Source organism: Mycoplasma sp. P36-A1 (assembly GCF_049478495.1).
GTDB lineage: Bacteria > Bacillota_I > Bacilli_A > JAJDGJ01 > JAJDGJ01 > P36-A1.
The window spans coordinates 1,522,019-1,542,852 of record NZ_CP168083.1 but is presented as its reverse complement, the minus strand read 5'-3'; the positions used below and the strand labels follow the sequence as shown (position 1 = coordinate 1,542,852).

Annotated in this window: 18 protein-coding genes and 1 tRNA gene; 16 read left to right on the top strand and 3 right to left on the bottom strand. The window is 26.5% G+C overall.

The genetic code is table 4. From position 1 onward, the window contains the following. Positions 1-162: 162 nt before the first annotated feature. Positions 163-237, bottom strand: a tRNA-Cys gene (locus ACD762_RS07525). 215 nt (positions 238-452) lie between these two features. Between ACD762_RS07525 and ACD762_RS07520 the strand changes: the two genes are divergently transcribed. The 5 genes from ACD762_RS07520 to ACD762_RS07500 all read left to right on the top strand — a co-directional run bounded on the left by ACD762_RS07520 (position 453) and on the right by ACD762_RS07500 (position 5,059). Then, positions 453-1,787 (top strand): MATE family efflux transporter, encoded by a 1,335-nt coding sequence (locus tag ACD762_RS07520; protein WP_423363367.1) that lies wholly within the window; start codon positions 453-455, stop codon positions 1,785-1,787. Between the two features lie 15 nt (positions 1,788-1,802). After that, entirely contained in the window at positions 1,803-2,255 is a 453-nt protein-coding gene (locus ACD762_RS07515) for a MarR family winged helix-turn-helix transcriptional regulator (protein WP_423363366.1), read from the top strand. A 306-nt stretch (positions 2,256-2,561) separates the two neighbouring features. After that, complete coding sequence (locus ACD762_RS07510; protein ID WP_423363365.1) at positions 2,562-2,873, top strand: hypothetical protein; 312 nt, start codon at positions 2,562-2,564, stop codon at positions 2,871-2,873. A gap of 45 nt (positions 2,874-2,918) precedes the next feature. Next, positions 2,919-4,778, top strand: coding sequence for a heavy metal translocating P-type ATPase (locus tag ACD762_RS07505; protein ID WP_423363364.1), 1,860 nt, complete (start codon positions 2,919-2,921; stop codon positions 4,776-4,778). 47 nt (positions 4,779-4,825) lie between these two features. Further along, positions 4,826-5,059, top strand: a complete 234-nt coding sequence (locus ACD762_RS07500; RefSeq protein ID WP_423363363.1) for a heavy-metal-associated domain-containing protein — start codon at positions 4,826-4,828, stop codon at positions 5,057-5,059. Between the two features lie 230 nt (positions 5,060-5,289). Here the strand turns inward: ACD762_RS07500 and lysS are convergent, their stop codons facing one another. Then, entirely contained in the window at positions 5,290-6,774 is a 1,485-nt protein-coding gene (gene lysS, locus ACD762_RS07495; RefSeq protein ID WP_423363362.1) for a lysine--tRNA ligase, read from the bottom strand. Positions 6,775-6,974: 200 nt separating this feature from the next. Between lysS and ACD762_RS07490 the strand changes: the two genes are divergently transcribed. Together ACD762_RS07490 and ACD762_RS07485 are read left to right on the top strand one after the other, a co-directional pair. Further along, positions 6,975-7,895 (top strand): 4-hydroxy-3-methylbut-2-enyl diphosphate reductase, encoded by a 921-nt coding sequence (locus ACD762_RS07490; protein ID WP_423363361.1) that lies wholly within the window; start codon positions 6,975-6,977, stop codon positions 7,893-7,895. Positions 7,896-7,980: 85 nt separating this feature from the next. Then, a complete protein-coding gene (locus ACD762_RS07485) occupies positions 7,981-9,162 on the top strand; it encodes a DUF998 domain-containing protein (RefSeq protein ID WP_423363360.1) in 1,182 nt (393 codons plus the stop codon). Positions 9,163-9,274: 112 nt separating this feature from the next. Here the strand turns inward: ACD762_RS07485 and ACD762_RS07480 are convergent, their stop codons facing one another. Continuing rightward, positions 9,275-11,065: a hypothetical protein gene (locus ACD762_RS07480; RefSeq protein WP_423363359.1), complete on the bottom strand. Its 1,791-nt coding sequence runs from the start codon at positions 11,063-11,065 to the stop codon at positions 9,275-9,277. A 110-nt stretch (positions 11,066-11,175) separates the two neighbouring features. Between ACD762_RS07480 and truB the strand changes: the two genes are divergently transcribed. The 9 genes from truB to ACD762_RS07435 all read left to right on the top strand — a co-directional run bounded on the left by truB (position 11,176) and on the right by ACD762_RS07435 (position 20,783). Next, entirely contained in the window at positions 11,176-12,027 is an 852-nt protein-coding gene (truB, locus tag ACD762_RS07475; RefSeq protein ID WP_423363358.1) for a tRNA pseudouridine(55) synthase TruB, read from the top strand. Then, complete coding sequence (gene ribF, locus ACD762_RS07470) at positions 12,027-12,956, top strand: riboflavin biosynthesis protein RibF (protein WP_423363357.1); 930 nt, start codon at positions 12,027-12,029, stop codon at positions 12,954-12,956. Before truB ends, ribF begins: the two co-directional genes overlap by 1 nt. Before the next feature lie 25 nt (positions 12,957-12,981). Continuing rightward, the gene (locus ACD762_RS07465) at positions 12,982-14,343 is read left to right on the top strand and encodes an aldehyde dehydrogenase family protein (RefSeq protein ID WP_423363356.1); all 1,362 of its coding nucleotides are present in this window, start codon (positions 12,982-12,984) and stop codon (positions 14,341-14,343) included. 9 nt (positions 14,344-14,352) lie between these two features. Continuing rightward, complete coding sequence (locus ACD762_RS07460) at positions 14,353-15,294, top strand: TIGR01212 family radical SAM protein (RefSeq protein WP_423363355.1); 942 nt, start codon at positions 14,353-14,355, stop codon at positions 15,292-15,294. A 182-nt stretch (positions 15,295-15,476) separates the two neighbouring features. Next, positions 15,477-16,004 (top strand): gamma carbonic anhydrase family protein, encoded by a 528-nt coding sequence (locus ACD762_RS07455; RefSeq protein ID WP_423363354.1) that lies wholly within the window; start codon positions 15,477-15,479, stop codon positions 16,002-16,004. Between the two features lie 3 nt (positions 16,005-16,007). Beyond that, positions 16,008-16,685 carry a YczE/YyaS/YitT family protein gene (locus tag ACD762_RS07450; RefSeq protein WP_423363353.1) on the top strand — a complete coding sequence of 226 codons (678 nt, stop codon included), beginning with the start codon at positions 16,008-16,010 and terminating at the stop codon, positions 16,683-16,685. Further along, complete coding sequence (locus ACD762_RS07445; RefSeq protein WP_423363352.1) at positions 16,666-17,223, top strand: flavodoxin family protein; 558 nt, start codon at positions 16,666-16,668, stop codon at positions 17,221-17,223. The genes ACD762_RS07450 and ACD762_RS07445 overlap by 20 nt, the downstream gene beginning before the upstream one ends. Position 17,224: 1 nt before the next feature. Next, on the top strand, positions 17,225-17,674 hold the full coding sequence (locus ACD762_RS07440; RefSeq protein WP_423363351.1) for a DUF1622 domain-containing protein: 450 nt from the start codon (positions 17,225-17,227) through the stop codon (positions 17,672-17,674). Between the two features lie 406 nt (positions 17,675-18,080). Further along, complete coding sequence (locus ACD762_RS07435) at positions 18,081-20,783, top strand: hypothetical protein (RefSeq protein ID WP_423363350.1); 2,703 nt, start codon at positions 18,081-18,083, stop codon at positions 20,781-20,783. Positions 20,784-20,834: the final 51 nt, after the last annotated feature.

Genomic DNA, 20,834 nt, shown 5'->3' with positions numbered 1-20,834 from the left:
ACGTTAATGTTTCTTTAAACTTTATAATTGTTTTAGCCATTCAATTTATCTCCTTTAAATATCACTATTTTCTGCGATTATCTAAATTCTTTGGCGACCGATTAGCGACTGAGCTTATAAAATATAATAAAAACCCCTTAAGTAAGGGGTTTGTTTTTATAATGGAGGTTCCTGCCGGACTCGAACCGGCGGTCACAGAGTTGCAGTCTGATGCCTTACCAACTTGGCTAAGGAACCCTTTATGTATTACTCATATATTATATTACAACTAGAATAGTAATGCAAGCATTAACTTTAAAAACTTTATAATTTTCAAATGTCCTTAGGTAAAGGTAATAGAGCTATATAAATATTTAATGTATCTAATAAAAAAGTGTTGACATAAGGTGTAAAGCTATATATAATAGTCCTTAGTCTTTACTATTAATGTTTCGGACTGAAAGGGGATTTTTATGGAATTATCATTAGATAAAAATATTAGTTTAAAAATGTTATTATTGTTTGCATTACCTACAGTAGTAGCTAATGTGTTGATGGGAATTTATTCCTCTATTGATGCGGTTTTTGTTGCAAGGTTTATTGGTGCTGAAGGATTATCAGCTGTTAATATAGTAATGCCACTATTAATGTTAATAATTGCAGTAAGTTTTATGTTGGGGACAGGTGGAAATGCCTATGTGGCAAAAAAGCTTGGTGAAAATAAAATAAATGAAGCTAGAAGTGCCTTTAGTCTTATAGTGGTTATTGCAGTTTCTTTTAGTATTGTACTGGCAATTATAGGGTATATATTTCATGATCAACTTATTTATATATTAGGTGCAGATGAAACTATTTATGAATTATGTATTAGTTATTTATATCCTTTATTAGTAGGGTTACCTTTTGTTATATTGGGTTTTATATTTCAACAGTTTTTTATAAGTGATGGTAAGCCTAGTATTGGACTTATTGGATCAATTATTGGTGGAATACTTAATATCTTTTTAGACTATTTTCTAATTGTTAAGTTAGGTATGGGTTTACAAGGAGCTGCAATTGCAACAACTATAGGTTATGGATTTCCAGCAATTATAGGATTAGTGTATTTTATGAATAATAAAAAAGAAGGCTTATATCTTACAAAGTTTAATTTTGATCTAGAAGTAATATATAAATCTTTAAGTAATGGTATGTCAGAAATGATTACAATAGCAGCTTCTGGTATAACTATGATTTTGATGAATAACATTATTATAAGAATATCAGGAATTAATGGTGTAGCTGCTGTTACAATTATTATGACTGTTCATGCGATTATCACTAATATTTACATGGGATATGCCTCTGGTATTGCTCCAATTGTTAGTTTTAATTATGGTAAAAATTATTATTCAAGATTAAAGAAAATATATGAACACAGTATTAATATAATATCAGTTGTTTCAGTATTATGTTTACTAATTTGTTTTATTTTTGCATCTTCAATTGTTACTATATTTGTACCAAAAGATGGAGAAGTATATCTTATTGCAGTTAGAGGTTTTAGACTATCTGCCATTGGATTTATGTTTTTAGGTTTTAATAACTTTGCATCTACTATGTTTACAGCTTTAAACAATGGTAAAGTATCAGCAGTACTATCAAGTTTTAGAACTTTAATATTCTTAGTTATAAGTTTAATTACACTACCATTTTTCTTTGGTTTAAATGGAGTATGGCTAGCAATACCTGTTGCTGAAATAATGGCTATTTGTATGAGTATGTACTATAATAAAAAGATGAAAGTAGTATATAAATATGCAGATTAGATAAGAGGTTATTAAATGAGTGATAATGTTATAAAAGATCAAGCTATAAGACTAACTAAAATGTGGCAAGCTTGTGATAAAATATATTTTGAATATGCTAAATCAGTAGGCTTAACAGATATAAGTTTAGTTATACTTGAATTTATTTTTAACTATGAAGGAGATTGTACTCAAAAGATTATATGTGATGATACATTTTATCCTAAACAAACAGTAAATACTATTATTAAGACTTTTATTGATGATGATATAGTAGTCTTAAATGAGATAAAAACTGATAGAAGAAATAAAGCTATTAAACTAAGTGAAAAGGGAAAGAATTTTACTAAAAAGATAATAACTGATTTAGAAAATGCTGAAATATCGGCCTTAGAAAACATGAATGTAAAACAAAGAGAACAGCTCTTACAATTAGTTGAAGTATACAAGTCTAGTCTTGTAGATAATATTAATAATATTATTAAATAAAAAAATTTAAAAACAAAAAAGCACTATATATTGCTAGTAAATCTATGCTATATATAGTGTTTTTTTCGATATAGTCTAAATTACTTTGAAATATGAATTATATATTAAAAGTTTTTTTGTGAAATGCTAATATGTATTACGCTATTTTAATTTAGTGCTAATTATTATCTAGTATATATTAACTGTAATAATCTTTAATTAATAATTAATTTAGATTAAGTGACTTATGTCACGTTATATATATTATATTTTTGATACTATATATCTATAATAAATATTTAATTACATAGAAATGAGGAAAAGAATATGACAAATAAAATGAGTATTGAAACAATAGAAGAAAACTATTTAAAAACACTAAATGTTTTTGTACCTGTAGTATCTCGTGTGCATGGAGCTAACCATCCAGAATTTTTTGAAGTAAAAAAGATATATGAGAAAATGGTAGAAAAATTGGAAGCAAACGGTTTTAATGATAAAAGCTTAAAAGATGATTTTCTAAAATTAAGAGAAATAACTACTAATTATACTATTCCATCTGATGTTTGTGAAAGTTTTGAAAAAGTATATTATTTATTATCTGAATTAGATAAAGAATATGAGTTGCAAAATGAATAAAAACTATCTCAAATATTTAGTGAGCATAGATTAGGAGGTCAAAGAATGCAAAAATTAGTGTTTAAAAATAAAAATTCTATTACAATAATAAGTGCAATTCTAATAATAACTGCATATCTTAGTAGTTTTGTTTTTCTAAAAGAACAAATTGCGATTTATTTGTTAATAATTGCATCTATCATTGGTGTAGCACCAATAGCAATACAAGCCTATCAAGCATTAAAGATTAAAGTAGTAAGCATAGATGTTCTTGTTACTATTGCTGTTATTGGGGCATTTATTATTGGAAACTATGAGGAATCAGCTATAGTAACATTTTTGTTTTTATTTGGAGCATACCTAGAACAAAGAACATTAAACAAGACACGCTTTGCTATAAAAGAATTAACTGAGATGGTTCCTGAAAATGCTTTAAAATTAGATGACAATAAAGAGTTTAAAGAAGTTTCTATAGATGAAGTAGAAATAGGAGATATTATACTAGTAAAAACAGGTTCAAAAATACCAGTTGATGGAGTCGTTATTTTAGGAGAAGGCTATGTAAATGAAGCTAGTATAACAGGTGAATCACTACCATCAAGTAAGAAAATAGATTCAGCTGTTTATGCAGGAACTTTTGTAGAAAATGGTACAATTCAAATTATCACTAATAAGGTTGGAGAAGATACAACTTTTGGTAAAATAATTGAATTAGTTGAAGATGCCCAAGATTCAAAGTCAGAAGCAGAACGTATTATAGATAAATTTTCTAAATACTATACACCTATTGTTTTGTTATTCTCCATTATTGTTTGGATTTTTTCAAAAAACATTGAACTTGCTATTACTATATTAGTATTAGGATGTCCAGGTGCTTTAGTTATAGGTGTTCCTGTCTCAAATGTAGCAGGTATTGGTAATGGAGCTAAGAATGGTATTTTACTTAAAGGTAGTGAAGTTATAAATGATTTTAGCAAAGTTGATACAATGATATTTGATAAAACTGGTACATTAACTATAGGACATCCTAAAGTTGTAGAAAAAGAAGTGTATACAAATGATGTAGAAACAGCATTTAGTTACTTAGCTAGTATTGAAAAAGAATCTAATCATCCTTTAGCAAAGGCTATTGTAAGTTATCTAAATGAATCTAAAACATTTCTAGTTAAAGAAACTGATGTAATAAAAGGTGGAGGTATCATTGCAACTGTTGAAAATCATCAAGTAATTGTTGGAAATGTATCATTAATGAAACGACAAAATATTAAGTTCAGTTGTAAAATTAATTCTGATATAACAAGATTTGAAAAGAATGGTAATTCGCTTGTTTTAGTAGCAATAGATGAAAAAATAGAATTATTAATAGGTATTCGTGATCAAATAAGACTAGGTGTAAAAGAATCACTTAAAACACTAAGAAAATTAGGCGTTAAAAATTTAATAGTACTCTCTGGAGATAACCAAGGAACTGTTGATTTAGTAGCAAAAGAATTAGAACTAGATGAAGCTTATGGACATATGCTACCAGAAGATAAATCTAACTATATAAAGCAATTACAAGATAAAGGAAGAATTGTTGCATTTATTGGAGATGGAGTAAATGATGGTCCTTCACTAGCATTAGCTCAAATAGGAATAGCTATGGGAAATGGAACAGAAGTTGCTATAGAAACATCAGATGTAGTATTGATGAACTCTGATTTTAATAAGTTACCACATGCTCTAGGTTTAACAAAAGCAATTTCAAATAATATAAAACAAAATATTATAATTGCTATAGGAGTAGTTTTAGTCTTATTAACAAGCTTATTCTTTAGCGAGTGGATGAATATGTCAGTAGGTATGTTGGTGCATGAATCAAGTATATTAGTAGTTATTCTAAATGCTATGAGACTACTGCATTACAGATTGAAATCAGGTAAATAATAATATAAACTAAAACAAACTAACATAATAAAAAGGAGAAATTTAAAATGAAAAAAGCAACATTACAATTAGAAACATTAACATGTCCATCATGCATGCAAAAAATAGAAAAAGGAGTTAACTCTTTAAATGGTATAAATAAAGATACTCTAAAAGTTTCTTTTAATTCAAGTAAAGTAAAAGTAGAGTTTGATGATCAAATAACATCAATAAATGATATAGAAAATACTATTACTAAATTAGGATATGAAGTATTAAAATCACAAGTTAAAGATATCTAATATATTACTAAGCATTAATCTAAATAAAGATTAAAAATAAGCCACTACATCTATCAAGATTAGTGGCTTATTTAATTATCTATAAATCACAATAAATAATTTATAAATTAATGATCAAGCAAGTTATGTTATGAAATATTATTATAAAAAAAGAAGAAAATTATTTCTTTCAGAGAAAATTTCTTCTTTTTAATATTTATCAAAATTTATAATTATTACTAAATAATTATTTATTTATTTTTCATATGTGGGAATAATAGAACATCTCTAATACTAGCAGAATCTGTTAGTAACATTACTAGTCTATCAATACCAATACCAATTCCACCAGTTGGTGGCATACCATATTCTAAAGCTTCTATATAATCAGTATCCATTTCATTAGCTTCTTCATTACCTAAGTCAGCTTCTTTTAATTGATTTAAGAATCTTTCTTTTTGATCAATAGGATCATTTAATTCAGTAAAGGCATTAGCGTATTCACGAGCATCAATAAATAGTTCAAAACGATCAGTAAAACGTTCATCTTCAGTGTTTTTCATTGCAAGTGGGCTAATTTCTACAGGGTGTCCATAAATAAATGTTGGTTGTAAAACTGTTTCTTCACATTTTTGTTCAAAAAACTCATTAATTATATGTCCAACACCATAGTGATGATCTTCATATTCAACACCATTGTCATCTGCTAATTTTTTAGCTTCTTCAATAGTCATTGGTTTCCAAAAATCAACACCAGTAACTTCTTTAACTATATCAACCATATGTTTTCTTACAAATGGTGCTTTTACACTGATGTTTTTGTTATCCCAACTTAATTCAGTTGTTCCATTAACTTTAAGTGCTAATTCTTCAAAGACACCTTCACATAATTCCATCATAGATTCCATACTTCCATAAGCTTCATAAAGTTCTACTGTAGTGAACTCAGGGTTGTGTCTTGTAGAAATTCCTTCGTTTCTAAATAATCTACCTATTTCATAAACCTTTTCCATTCCACCTACTATTAATCTTTTTAGTGGAAGCTCTGTTGCGATTCTTAAATAGAATGGCATATCTAAAGCGTTGTGATGAGTTACAAATGGTTTAGCGGCTGCTCCACCTAAAATAGGTTGTAAAATTGGTGTTTCAACTTCAATAAAACCAAGATTATCAAAATAGTTTTGCATAGCACGAATTATTCTAGGTCTTATAATTGCAACTTTACGAGATTCTTCATTCATAATTAAATCAACATAACGACGACGATATCTTTCTTCAATATCTGTTAAACCATGAAATTTTTCTGGTAAAGGTCTTAATGCTTTGCTTAAATGATGATATTCTGTTGCTTTAATAGATAATTCTCCATGGTTAGTTTTAAAGACAGTACCTTTAATTCCAACAATGTCTCCAATATCTTGCATTTTAAAGATATCAAACATATTATCTCCAATAGCATCTTTACGTACATAGATTTGTATTTGTCCACCTAAGTCTTGAATGTGCATAAATCCAGCTTTACCTTGATTTCTTTTAGTCATTACACGACCAGCTACAACTACATTAATATTTTTTTCAACTAATTCTTCTTTAGTAAATTGTTCATATTGCTCAAAAAGCTCATTCGAAAGGTTTGTTCTTTTGAATGGGTAACCAAAAGGTTTAACGCCTTTAGCTTCCATTTCTTTCATTTTCTCTCTACGGACAAGCTCTTGCTCAGTTAATTTTTCTTCCATATTATTGCTCCTTTCGATTTTAATCCATTATCTTGTTTATTATATCACAATAAGCACACACTTAGTAATGTTGAACATAAAAAGAGTTGATATACACACTATTTTAAGAGATATTTAATAAAATAGATATTATTAAATGAAATTTGTACATTATAGATTTGCCTTTATGTTAATGTTATAATTCTATTGGAGTTGATAATATGAAAGTTGATGTAATAAGTCCAAGAGGATATTGTTTTGGTGTTATCAATGCTATTGATACAGCATTAAAAGCTAAAGCAGAAAATCCACAAGAGAAAATTAATATTCTTGGTATGATAGTGCATAATCAATATATTGTAGATGCTTTAAAAAATAAAGGTATAAATACAATATATGAAAAAAATAAATCTAGATTAGAACTTTTACAGATGATTGAAGATGGTGTTGTTGTTTTAACGGCTCATGGAAGTGCTCCTGAAGTTAAAAAGGCAGCAATTGATAAAGGTTTAATTGTCTATGATGCAACGTGTAAGGATGTTAAGAAAACACATGATTTAGTATTGAATTATTTAAATGAAGGCTATGATATTATCTATTTTGGTAAAAAAAACCATCCAGAATCAGATGCTATAAAAGGAGTTGCTAATAATAATATTCATATTATAAGCAATATAGAAGATGCCTTAGCCTTAAAGATAAATAATGATAAAATATTACTAACAAATCAAACTACTATTTCCTATTTGGATGCTGAAAAAGTATTTGAACAGATTAAAGATAAGTATCCTAATGTAGTTGTTGCTGAAGAAATATGTAATGCAACAAGGGTTAGACAACAGGCAATTAGTAAAATTGCTGATGATGTTGATGCAGTATATATAGTTGGAGATCCTTCAAGTAATAATTCTACAAGATTAAAAATGTTAGCTGAAAATGATAATAGAAAAGCTTTTTTAATAGAAAGTGTTACTGAAATTAGAATAGAAGATTTAGTTGGCTTTAATAAAGTAGCTGTAAGTTCAGGTGCTTCAACACCAACATACTTAACACAACAAGTCATAAAGTATCTTCAATCATTTAATAAAGACAATAAAGATACCTATCAAAAACCTGAAATTGATTATAATAAAATAATTTAAAGAAGACTATATGTCTTCTTTTTTACACAAAAGGTTAGTAAAATGTAGATGTTGTTGTATAATGTAAAAAGAATGGGGGATAATAATGGAAAAAACAGACGAAGTCATAGTAATAAGTGAGAAATTAAATGACTTTATTAAAGCTAACAATGATTTAGACTATGAAGTAATGGTGAAAGAAGATGAATTTATAATCAAGCCATTCATTAAAACTAGCGATAATATGATAATATCATTAAGATGGTTTTTAATACCTTCAGTTATTAGCACATTAATATATTTAGGATTGTTGTTGTACTTAAACGTTAGTAAAGTACCAGTAAGTGGAGATTATTCTTTAGCTAGTGCTATCATTGTATTTGGTGTAATTAGTGCAATGTCTTCTTTTGTCTACTTTTATATCAAGAGTAGAAGACAAGTTCATAGTGTATTAGCCACTAGCTTGTACTGGAGAAACTTTTTTACAATAGTAATATCAGTAGGTATAATATTGACTTTTGTACTATTAGGGCTGTTTTGGATGGTTGAATTAATGTTTGTTGGAGTTAGTTTTGATATTTACAGTTCATGTTTTATATTCTTTATGTTTTTATGTATTACAAACTACACAATGATTTATTTAGCACTTTCAATATCACCAAAATTAATTATAAATTTATTTACAGTTTTTATAATTGGTGGTGTAATAATGTCGATGGTAGAAAATGGTCATTTACAATGGTGGCAACACAACTTTAGTTTTCTAGGAACTCAAAATGCCTCTAACAGTTGGCAATTTAATCTAACACTTCTAATATCATCATTGTTAATGATGTCATTAATAGACTACTTATTTGTCTTATTAAGAAAAAAAGATGTAATAAACAAAAGGCTTACTGCATTGAAAGTATTATTATTTGTAACAGCAATTAATTTAGGAGCAATTGGTTTATTTCCTAATAATGGAAAAGGTAATTTACATCATCTTCATGACTTAGTTGCCCAAATGCTAATTGTTTTTACTTTAGTTTTAATACTAGGAATAAAGTACTTTATTCCTAAAATAAGCAATGAATTTTTAGTTTATTCATATGGTAGTGCAATAGTTTTAGTAATTGTAACTTTTTTATATAAAGGTATTCATTATCTAAATCTTACAGCTTTTGAATTTATTTGTTTCATAATGGCTTTTGCATGGCTGATACTACTGTTTCAAAGCCTTCAAAAAATGGTGAATGATAATAAAGAAATAATAATAAAAAAATCGATAAAAAGCAAAACTGAATAACACAACAAAAGTAGATATTTTAACTAATATCTACTTTTTTATGTGATTCTTACTGTTAAAAAAACCTTTATTATTAGATATTGAAATCTTTTAATAAAGGTAATTAAATATTTTATTGTTGTTCAGAAAGAATTAAAGATTTACTATTATAGTATAATAAATCATTAATATAGTTTTTAGTGTTTGTTACTAAACCTTCTAAATGTTTTTTATTATTAGCACTAATTTCTAATAATGCAAGATATTCTAATAAGTTGTCTAATGATATTAAAACATATTCTAATTGTTGATTTATTGTTTTAATACTAATTAAGTAATTATAAAAACTACTTTCACCTAATACAATTTCATGAATATCATTAATGAAAATATCAACAGCATCTTCAATAGAATTTGCAAGATCATATCTTGAAGTGATATATTCTAAGTCAGCTTTTAAAGAGCCTTGACTTTGATAAGAAAAAGGCATTTTTAAACTGATACTTTGATTTTTAATAGCATTAAAAACTAGTTTTTCAATTTGTTCTATAAACAATCTATTTGTAACAATTCCAGACTTGATCGCATCATCAATTTTGTCAAATAATTGACTTTTATATTCAATGGCCCAAGGAGTAGGTAAAGTTTTGAATTCAAGATTATTTTTAACTTTAAAAATATTTTTAAATTTAAATCTTTCATAATCAAATAATTCATTGTTTATTTTTATTAGAGCATCAATAATATTATTAATAGCTTTGACATTAATTTCAACATCCTTGTTCATTTTTTGTTGATCAACAACTAAATATTGAGGATCAATATCTTTAGTAATACCATCTAACTTAGTAGTTATACGTTTATAAATATAATCAGCAGATTTTTCAATTACATAATGAATATTATCATATAAATGGCTATCTTGTTTTGTTATTGATAATAATGCATACTTAACTATTCCTTTTAAATCAGGAGATAAAGCATTATTAAATTCAATAAATTCATTGTGTTGTTTTAATTTCATTAAAGGTACTAAATAAGAATTAAAACTACTTTGAATTTCTTTTACTTTACTTGAAAAATTATCTTGAACATCATCAAAATTAAACTTTGGTGGTGTTGGATCTTGTTCTAATAAGTTATTACTTAATAAGTCAAAACTAATATATGAAGATAGTGTTGGTGCTTTAGAAATGATGTTAAAATAATCATAAGTACTAGGCATAACAACATTTTTAAGATCAGTTAAGTTATCTACACGATAATTATTGTATAAATAATTTTTAGGTAGACTAATAGAACCTCTAACAGCAAGTTCTAAATGATTAAATTGATCATAACTACCATATAAAGATCTATTAATTTTTATAATATTTCCAACATAACCATTTTCATATCTTTCACTATCTAAGGCAATTGCACGATACATAACATCAGCATCAACTCTTAAATGAATAATGTTATTTGAATCAATAACACTCATTTTATTTAATGGTGATGCATTAATACAAATAGCACGTACATGTGGATAATTAGTAGAAACAAATTGAGCGCAACCACCACCTAAAGAACTACCACCAATATATGCAATGCGGTAACCTTTACGTTCTATATACTCAAAATATTTTAATGCAACATCATAAACCATTTCACTCTTATTTAAAAAGCTATTCAGATTATCATTTCGCCAATCACTCATTGAGTCAAATCCCTCATAAATAATAGCAGTATCTTTAGATTTAGTATCTTGTATAGTAATAGTATTTAAGCTAGAACCAATAAAAGGTTGTTGAATATCAACTATTTTAATATCCTGATAATCTTTCATTAATTGTACATAGCGACTACTACTAGTATCTTTAAGTTCATCAATATGATATATGTGATTTACACTTAATTCTATTATAAGTTTGTCGTTTAACATAGTATCACCATCCTTCTCTATTATTATAGCATATTTTATAGAAATTTATTATTTGATAAGAAATTTTCTGTAACTCAATTTATATGGTAAAATAAGTAAAGGTGATAAAAATGAACGGAATTATTATAATAGATAAAGAACTTGGCTTAAGTAGCCATGATGTCGTAAGCAGACTAAGAAGAATATTAAAAACACGTAGAGTTGGACATGCAGGAACATTAGACCCAATGGCTAGTGGTGTTTTAGTCGTTATGATTAATAAAGCAACTAAACTATCAAACTATCTAGTGATGGATAGTAAACAATACATAGCAACCTTTAAATTAGGAGTATCAACAACAACACAAGATTTAGAAGGTGAAATAGTCTCTAAAAAAGAGTATAAAAATGATATAAGTTTAGAAAGATTAGATGAAGTATTGAAAAGTTTTGAAGGTAAAATAACACAAATACCATCAATATATAGTGCTATAAAAGTAAATGGAAAAAAACTATATGAGTATGCTAGAAATAATGAAGAAGTTGAAATACCATCAAGAGAAATAACTATAAATAAGATACAGTTATTAGAATTTAGTGATGATGAAATAAGTATTAAAGTAGATTGTTCAAGTGGTACATATATAAGAACTTTATGTTATGACATTTCAAAAGAATTAGGCTATCCAGGAGTTTTAACTAAACTAAGAAGAACACAATCAGGACAGTTTAATATTAATGATGCATTTACATTAGAACAAGTTGAAAAAAATGATTTCAAAATGCTTAGTATTAATGAAGGACTACAAGATTATGACAAATTAGAAGTAAATGAACAAGAAGCAAAAGATGTCTTAAATGGAAAACCTATTATAACTAATAAAGAAAAAGATTTTATAATAGTTGATAAAGATAAAGAAGTATTAGCACTGTATGGTGCTAGTGTTGATGGAATATCAAAAATGAAAAGAGGGCTTTGGTAATGAATGTTATTAAACTAAATGCAAATTATCAAAATGTACTAGACAAAGGTTATGTGGTAGCAATAGGTAATTTTGATGGTATTCACAAAGCGCATGAACAAGTTTTAAAAATGGCTCGTAAAATTGCTAAAGAAAATAATCTAATATTTGCTTTAATGACTTTTGATACTACTCCAAGAAAAGTAGTAAACCACATCGATAATTATTATATATTACGATCTCAAAAACAAAAATATGCAATCTTAGAATCTTTAGGTGTAGACACATTATTTTTAATAGAGTTTGATGAGACATTTAAAGATATAAATCCCAAAGACTTTGTTCAAAGATATATAATTAACAACAATATAAAATATGTAGTATGTGGATTTGACTTTGGTTTTGGTAAAAATAAAGAAGGAAATGTTCAATTACTATGTAAGTACCATGAGTTTAAAACCATCATACTTTCACAAGAAAAAATAGATGAAATGAAAATAGGTTCATCTTTGATTCATGAGCTAATATTAAATGGTGAAATAGAAAAAGCTAATTCTTTATTAACAATACCTTATAGCATGCAAGGTATAGTAGTAGAAGGAAATCAAAGAGGACGTACAATAAACTTTCCAACAGCAAATTTACTACCAGATGTTAACTATCGAATTCCTAAAAATGGAGTATATGCTACCAAAACTATAGTTGATGGAAAAAGTTATAATAGTATGACCAATATAGGACATAATCCAACCTTTAATTTTAATCTTAATACAAGAATAGAAACTAACATATTTGACTTTGATCAAGATATATATGGAAAAGAAATAGAAGTTATATTTTATAAGTATATTAGAAGTGAAAAAGTCTTTGATAACATAACACAACTAATTAATCAAATGAACAAAGATAAAAAGCAAATCCTAGATTACTTTAAAGAAAAGTCCCTATAATTATAATAAAGAAAAGAGGGATACTATGTATCAAGAAATAATAAAAAAACAAAAAGACTATTTTAATACTAATAAGACAAAAGATATTACACACCGCTACAATATGCTTAGACAAATGAAATTAATGCTAGAAGAAAATACTGAATTAATATATGATGCAGTATATCAAGACTTAAATAAAGATAACTATCAAACATTTACAACAGAACTAGCTTTATTGTATAAAGAAATCAAACATCTACAAAGAAATCTTAGTTTTTACAGTAAACCAAGATTAAAAAAGCCAACACTACATTTATTACCAGCAAGAAATTATACAGTTAATGAACCCTATGGAAATACCTTAATAATAGCACCATGGAATTATCCAATATTATTATCATTACAACCAAGTATTGCTTCATTAGCTGCTGGAAATACAGTGTTACTTAAGCCAAGTGAAATAGCTAAAGCAACTGAAAATCTTTTAAAACAACTAATACCAAAGTATTTTAAGCCAGAAGACTTTTCAATTGTTACAGGAGATAGTTGCTTTACAGATAAATTATTAAATGAGAAATTTGATATGATATTTTTTACAGGAAGTAGTAAAGTTGGCCAAATTGTTTATGAAAAAGCAAGTAAGCACCTATGTCCAGTAGTATTAGAATTAGGTGGTAAAAGTCCAGTAATAATTGCAAAAGATTGTAACTTAGATTTAACATGTAAAAAGATTGTTGAAGGTAAATTAATAAATGCTGGACAAACATGTATAGCACCAGACTATGTTCTAGTAGACCAATCTATAAAAAAAGATGTTATTAATAGATTAGAATACTATGCTAATAAATACTTAATTAATGGTATAGATGATTACAGTTATCCAAAAATAATAAATGATAGCCATCACAAAAGATTATTAGATTTATTAGACAATGAAATATTATTAAACGAGTTAGTTTATAATGATACCAAAATAAGTTTTACCATGGTAGAAAATCCAAGTCATAATTCTAAAATTATGCAAGAAGAAATTTTTGGACCACTTTTACCAATTATAGAATATACAAACATAGAAGAAGCAATCCAATACATAAAAGATAAAGAAAAACCATTAGCATTATATTTATTTACAAAATCAATAAAAATAAAAAAGAAAATAATAAAAGAAATAAGTTTTGGTGGCGGATGTATAAACGATGTACTGTTACACATAACAAGTGAAAGTATTCCTTTTGGTGGAGTTGGAAATTCAGGAATTGGCAACTATCACAATAAATATAGTTTTCAAACATTTTCACATGAAAAAGGCTATATCTCAAGACCAAGTACTTTCTCAATGCCAGTATATTTAATGCCGCAAACTAAAATAAAAGAAAAAATATTAAATATATACTTTAAAAAATAGGATGATTAGATGAAAAATAGATTTGAAAATAGTTGTGATAATAAAAGATATTATACTTTTAGTTATTATTTAAAGAAAACATATGGAAAAAAAGTAGCAAAAATAAGTTTAAATACCAATTTTGGATGCCCGAATAGAGATGGTAGTGCAGGATTTGGAGGATGCACTTTTTGTTCAGCTTTAGGTAGTGGCGATTTTGCAGGTAATATAAAAGATGATCTAGCATTACAATATAAAAATATCAAAGAAAGAGTAAAACATAAATGGCCTGATTCAGACTATATTGCATACTTTCAAGCATATACTAATACTTATGCACCACTTAAAGTATTAAAAGAAACATTTGAACCATTCTCTTTAATAGATGAAGTAAAAGCAATCTCAATTGCAACAAGACCTGATTGTTTATCAGATGAAATAATAACTTACTTACAATCATTAACTACAAAAAAAGACATCTGGGTCGAAATGGGTCTACAAACAACTTATGATCAAAGTGCTAAATCTTTTAATAGAGGATATGATTATGAAGTTTTTGTAGATACAATGAATAGGTTAAATCAAACAGATATTAAAGTTTGTATCCATATGATAAATGGATTACCAACAGAAACTAAAGAAATGATGTTAGAAAATGTTAAAAGAATCGCTAAGATACCTAATATTCATGCTGTGAAAATACATATGTTACATTTATTAAAAGATACTAAAATGGCAAATCAATATATTGAAAATCCTTGGCCATTACTAAGTTTAGAAGAATATGTTGAATTAGTAGTTAAACAACTAACTTATCTAAATAAGGATGTAGTAATTCAAAGACTAACTGGTGATGGAAAAGTAGAAGAACTTGTAGCACCATTATGGTCATTAAATAAAGGTAATGTTTTAAATTCAATAGATAAATACATGGCACTACACGATATAGCACAAGGTGATAACTATCAATAATACCAAAAAGCATCTAACTCACAAGAGTTGATGCTTTTTTTTGTGAAAAAAATTAAATAAATAATAATAATTTATTCAAAGATATTATTTATAATTCTGATATTTAAAAATATAATATTGTCGATATTTTATAAAAAAAATTATAATTATATGTTATAATTTAATAGAAGGAGTTGATTTAAATGAAATGTTATTCATTTAAGGGTAAAACACCTAGTATTCATAAGGATGCAGTAGTATTAGATGGTGTAAAAATTATTGGAGAAGTAAATATAGAAGCAAAAGCAAACATTTGGTATAATGCCACAATTCGTGGAGATTTAGCGCCTGTTACAATAAAAGAAGGTGCAAATGTACAAGAGTTAACAGCTATTCATAACGATGAACCATATCCAGTGGAAATTGGTAAATATACAACAATAGGTCATGGATGTATTATTCATGGAGCTGTTATTGGTGATTATTGTATGATAGGAATGGGAAGCACTTTACTTAATGGTGTTGTGATACCTAAGGGGTGTTTAGTAGGTGCTGGATCACTAGTAACTAAAGGACATGATTTTGAAGAAGGAATGCTAATAGTTGGTAGACCAGCAAAGGCAATTAGACCAGTTAGTGAAGCAGATAAAAAATATATAATTGAAAATGGATCTCATTATGCAGACTTAGCTCAAGAATATAGAACTGAAGTAAAACTAATAGAGGATTAATTGATGAACAAAGAGCTATTAATACTAACAATTAAAAGATGCTTGTTTTTATTTATTGGAGTAAATATTATGACTTTGGGAGTCGCTTTAATAATGAAAGCAGAAATTGGTGTACAACCATGGGACGTTTTTCACCAAGGATTGTCAAGTAAGCTAGGAATAAGCTTTGGACAAGCAAGCATATATGTTGGTTACTGTATATTAGCATTATCAGCACTAATAAAAATCTTTCCAGGACCAGGTACAATATTTAATATAATGTACATGGGAATAGCAATTGATATAATGATGCCATTAGTACCAGTTGCACCAAATTTTTATATAGGTGTTATAATGAATGTTTCAGGAGCAATTATATTAGCAGCAGGAACTGCACTATATTTAAAATCAACTTATGGAGCAGGGGCTAGAGATGCACTAATTATGGGAATAGTACATAAGTACAAAAAAGATACTAAGTTTGTGAAACCAGCTATAGAAGCAGTAGTATTAATAACTGGAATCATATTAGGTGGAAACTTTGGAGTAGGAACATTTATATCTTTAATATTCGTAGGATACTTTATAGATATATTCTTTAATATTTTCCAATTTGATCCTAAAATAACAAAACAGATGACTTTTTTAGATTTCTTTAATAAAGAAAAGGGGATATTAGCTAATGAAGATAGTAGTAATTAATGGATCACCACATAAAAATGGAATAAGCATGCAATTATTTAATCATGTAATTAAAGATATACAAGCAGATATCAAAGTCTATTCAGCATATCATGATAAAATTGCAGCTTGTATAGATTGTAAATATTGTTTTACACATTTTAATGAATGTGTAATAAAAGATGATTTTCAAGCAATGGTAAAAGATATGGATGATGCTGACGTAGTAGCATTAGTGAGTCCAATTCATTTTAGTACATATTCAGCTAAACTGTTACAAGCTATATCAAGACTACAAACAGTATTTGCTGTAAAATACGAGTTTAAAAAACCATTACCATTTAAAGATAAAAAAGGACTATCAATTATTACTGGTGGTAATAATTATCCAACACAATTCGATTCGTTTAAACCAATCGATCATGTAATCTTTAGACATATAAATGCCCATGAGGTAGAAACATTACATGTTAAAAAAACAGATAGATTAAGTATGGAAGAAATATTAGAAGAATATGCAGAAGAAATTTCAAGCATTAGAAAATTTTTAGGGGTTTAAGATGGAAACAATCAAAATGATTATCAACATTTGCAAGTACTTTGTAGATGGAGCTGCAGTAATAATAATGATGTGGGGAGTAGTATTATCATTAATAAAACTAGTAAAAGTAGAGTTTGCAAAATTCAATGATCTAGAACAAATCGTTTATAAAGAAAATATTAGAGCATATCTAGCAACATATATTTTATTAGGTTTAGAATTATTTATTGTAGCAGATATAATATTATTAATAGTAAGTCCAGATCAGACAGAATTAATGATATTAGTAGTAGTTGTTGTTGTAAGAACATTAATTTCTTTTTTCTTAGAAAAAGATTTTAGAGAAGCATTGCACAGTGCAAAACTTTTAAAAGATGGAGAACTAAATGATTTCTACATTCCAAGTGTATCTAGAAGGATGAGTAGAGTAAATACAGAAACAACAGAAACAACAACAGAAAATAAGTAAAAATATAAAGTCTAAAAGTTATACTAACTGTAGACTTTTTTTATGCTCAAAATCATCTTTTTAATATTATGAATTTTTGTTTTAAATTAAAGGTAATAGTATAAGCTAACAAATATACTAAATATGTAGATAATTCATTAAAAATACAGACTGTTACATATATAAATGAATTATATAGAAAGTTAACTATATGAGTATAAATAAGTGATTTTATATTCAACAAATAGCAAAACACTCCTAAAAATACGATATTAATGCAAATTAAGTGAAAAAAATAAACTATGCATAAGTATTGTTTATATATCAATTAGTTGCTATACTCAAACTGTTACTGAATACATACATTAAAGTAAAACAGTCGGGAACTGGTATTTCGTAACCAAAATACAATTTATGAGGAGATAGAATGAGAACACTTAAAAAAATAATGAGCCTATTAATGGTATTCTTTTTAGTTGTTGATGTTAACTTTGCTTCGCAAGTAATAACAGCTACAACTCAAAATTATCAAGAACATGTTGCTCAAACTCAAAAAATGAATGAAGAAAAAGAAATTGAAGATGCAGAACATGCAAAGAAAAAAGAGCAAGCTGAAGAATTAAAAGAACAGCTAAATGCAGAAAAAGAACCCCCTAAAGTAGAAGCCAAAGAGCCTACACTAAAACAACCAGAGAAAAAAGAAGTTGTTGAAGAAAAGAATAAAGAAAAAGAAACAAACGAAGTTGTTAAAGAAGAGAAAAATGAAACAATAGTAGTTGAAGAAAAACAAGATGTTTCTAAAAATAACAGTGAACAAAATACTGTTGATAGCAGAAGAGAAAACAACTATACAGTTACAATAAAATATTGTGTTAAAGATAATTCAAGTACATGTTTATCTGATATTAAAACTGTAAAAAGTGGTAGCAGTTTAACAGTTAATAAAAGATTTGGTAAGTATACTGATACTAGTTTATACAGATATGATAGTGCTAATAGTAATGGACAAAACATTACCTTTACAAATCAGACATACCGATCAACTATAAGAAGAAATACTACAATTACAGTTAACTTTATTAAAAAATCTCATCAAGTTACTATGAAATATAAAAAATGTTCAACAGATGAAAAAGTAAAAGCTCCAATAACAAGTAAAGTTGCTAATAATGGATCAGTAACTAAGAATATACCTTCTGAAATAGATGGTTTTATAATTGATAAATTGTATGATAATGATCAAAAAGAAGTACAATTTTCTGGTAATCAACATGAAATAAAAAATGTAAGAAAAGATAAGACATATACAGCATGTTATAAAAAGAAAGACTATAAAGTAACTATTAATTACTTAGACAATAATAGTAATTCAATAGAAAAAGCAAGTACTGTAACAATTACAGAAGGAAATAACTTAAATTTTGACATTTTAAAAACTCTTAAAAGTAATGGAAAGACTTATGATTTTAAAAGTGCTAAAACAAGTTGCGATAAAGATGTATCATATATAGAAGGGAAATTAGTTTTAAATAAAATTAGTAAAAATAAAACTATTAATGCAACTTATCAAGAACGTAAGCACCTTGTACAAGTTGAATTTATTGATAAAAAAGATGATGAAACATTAAGAGATTCAGAAGATCGTATGGTATCACATGATAAAGAATTTAAATTTTATGTAGATAACATAATTTATATAAAAAATAAAAAATATGAATTTGTAAAAGCTAAACTTGATGGAAAAGAAATATCACTAACTGATCATAAAATTACAATTGCAAACACTACAAAAAATAGAAACATAAAATTATACTATAAAAAAGTGAAATATGATGTTACTATAAAGTATTTAAAAGAAGGTACTGATTATAAGTTAAAAGATGATAAAAAATTACAAATAAAACAAGATGAAGGATTGAATGTAAAAATTCAAAATCCTATTACAAGTGATTATACTAAAAAAGAATATAATTTAGTTAAAGTTGTAAATAATGGTAAGGAAGTACAGTTAGATAAAAATAGTCAACTTATTACAAAAATAGATAAAAATGAAACGTTTATAGCGTATTATACTATTAAGACTAGTAATGTAAAAGTTAATTTCTTAGATAATGCTACTAAAGATCAAATATTAGATACAAAAGAAGAAACAATTGATCATCACGAAAAATTTAAAATGATTATTAATGATGAAGTAAATGCTAATGATACAAGATACAAATTAGTAAATATCATAGATAGTAATAATAATGAACATTTTTTAAATCAAAATTCTAAGCTTAAGATAGAAAAAATTAAAGATGATTTAGTAATCAATGTGTACTATGAAGTTATGAATAATAAAGTAACAGTAAACTTTTTAGAAGATGAAAATAGTAGTGAAATAATGACTTCGGTAAATGAAGATATTAATTATTATGGAAACTTCAATGCTGAAATTGAAAATGAAATCACAAAAGACGGTGTTCTTTATGAGCTAATAAAAGTTGGTGATGATAATCAATACGAATTAGAAGATGGTAAATTAGTATTAGATAATATTACAAGTGATACTACAATCAATGTTTACTATAAACAAGTATCATTCTTAAATGTAAATGTTAGATATGTACTTGTAGATTCTGTTGGAGTAGAAAAAACTGAATTACATAAATTGGAAGATGCTAGTATTAGAGAAGGTGAATCTCATACAGTTAATAAACTACCAGAACAAGGTGTAGATACAAATCTCCACGAATATAAAGACTATAAGATTACAAGAAAAGAAGCAAATAAGCTAAGTAGAGAAGGATCTAATGTAACAGATAGTAGTGAAACAATTGAGATTACAAATATCACTAAAGATAAAGATATCGAAATCTACTATGTTGAAAAAGAAACAACAACTAATGAAAAAGATGAAATAATTACAGATAGTGATGTTGATTCAAATAATGATACTAACTTAACAGATGTAAATAACATTGTTAATGAAAGTGATACAGATCAAACATCAAATATCGCAACAGATAATGATGATACAGAAACATACTTACCAAGTACAGGTAATTATATAATTCTTTATAGTATTATGTTCATGTCTATTGCATTAATAGTAAGTGTTTACTTAGATAAAAAAAGAAAAAACTAAATAATAAAACTAAGTTAAAAGAAATTTATTTTTATATCATGTATCTTCTAT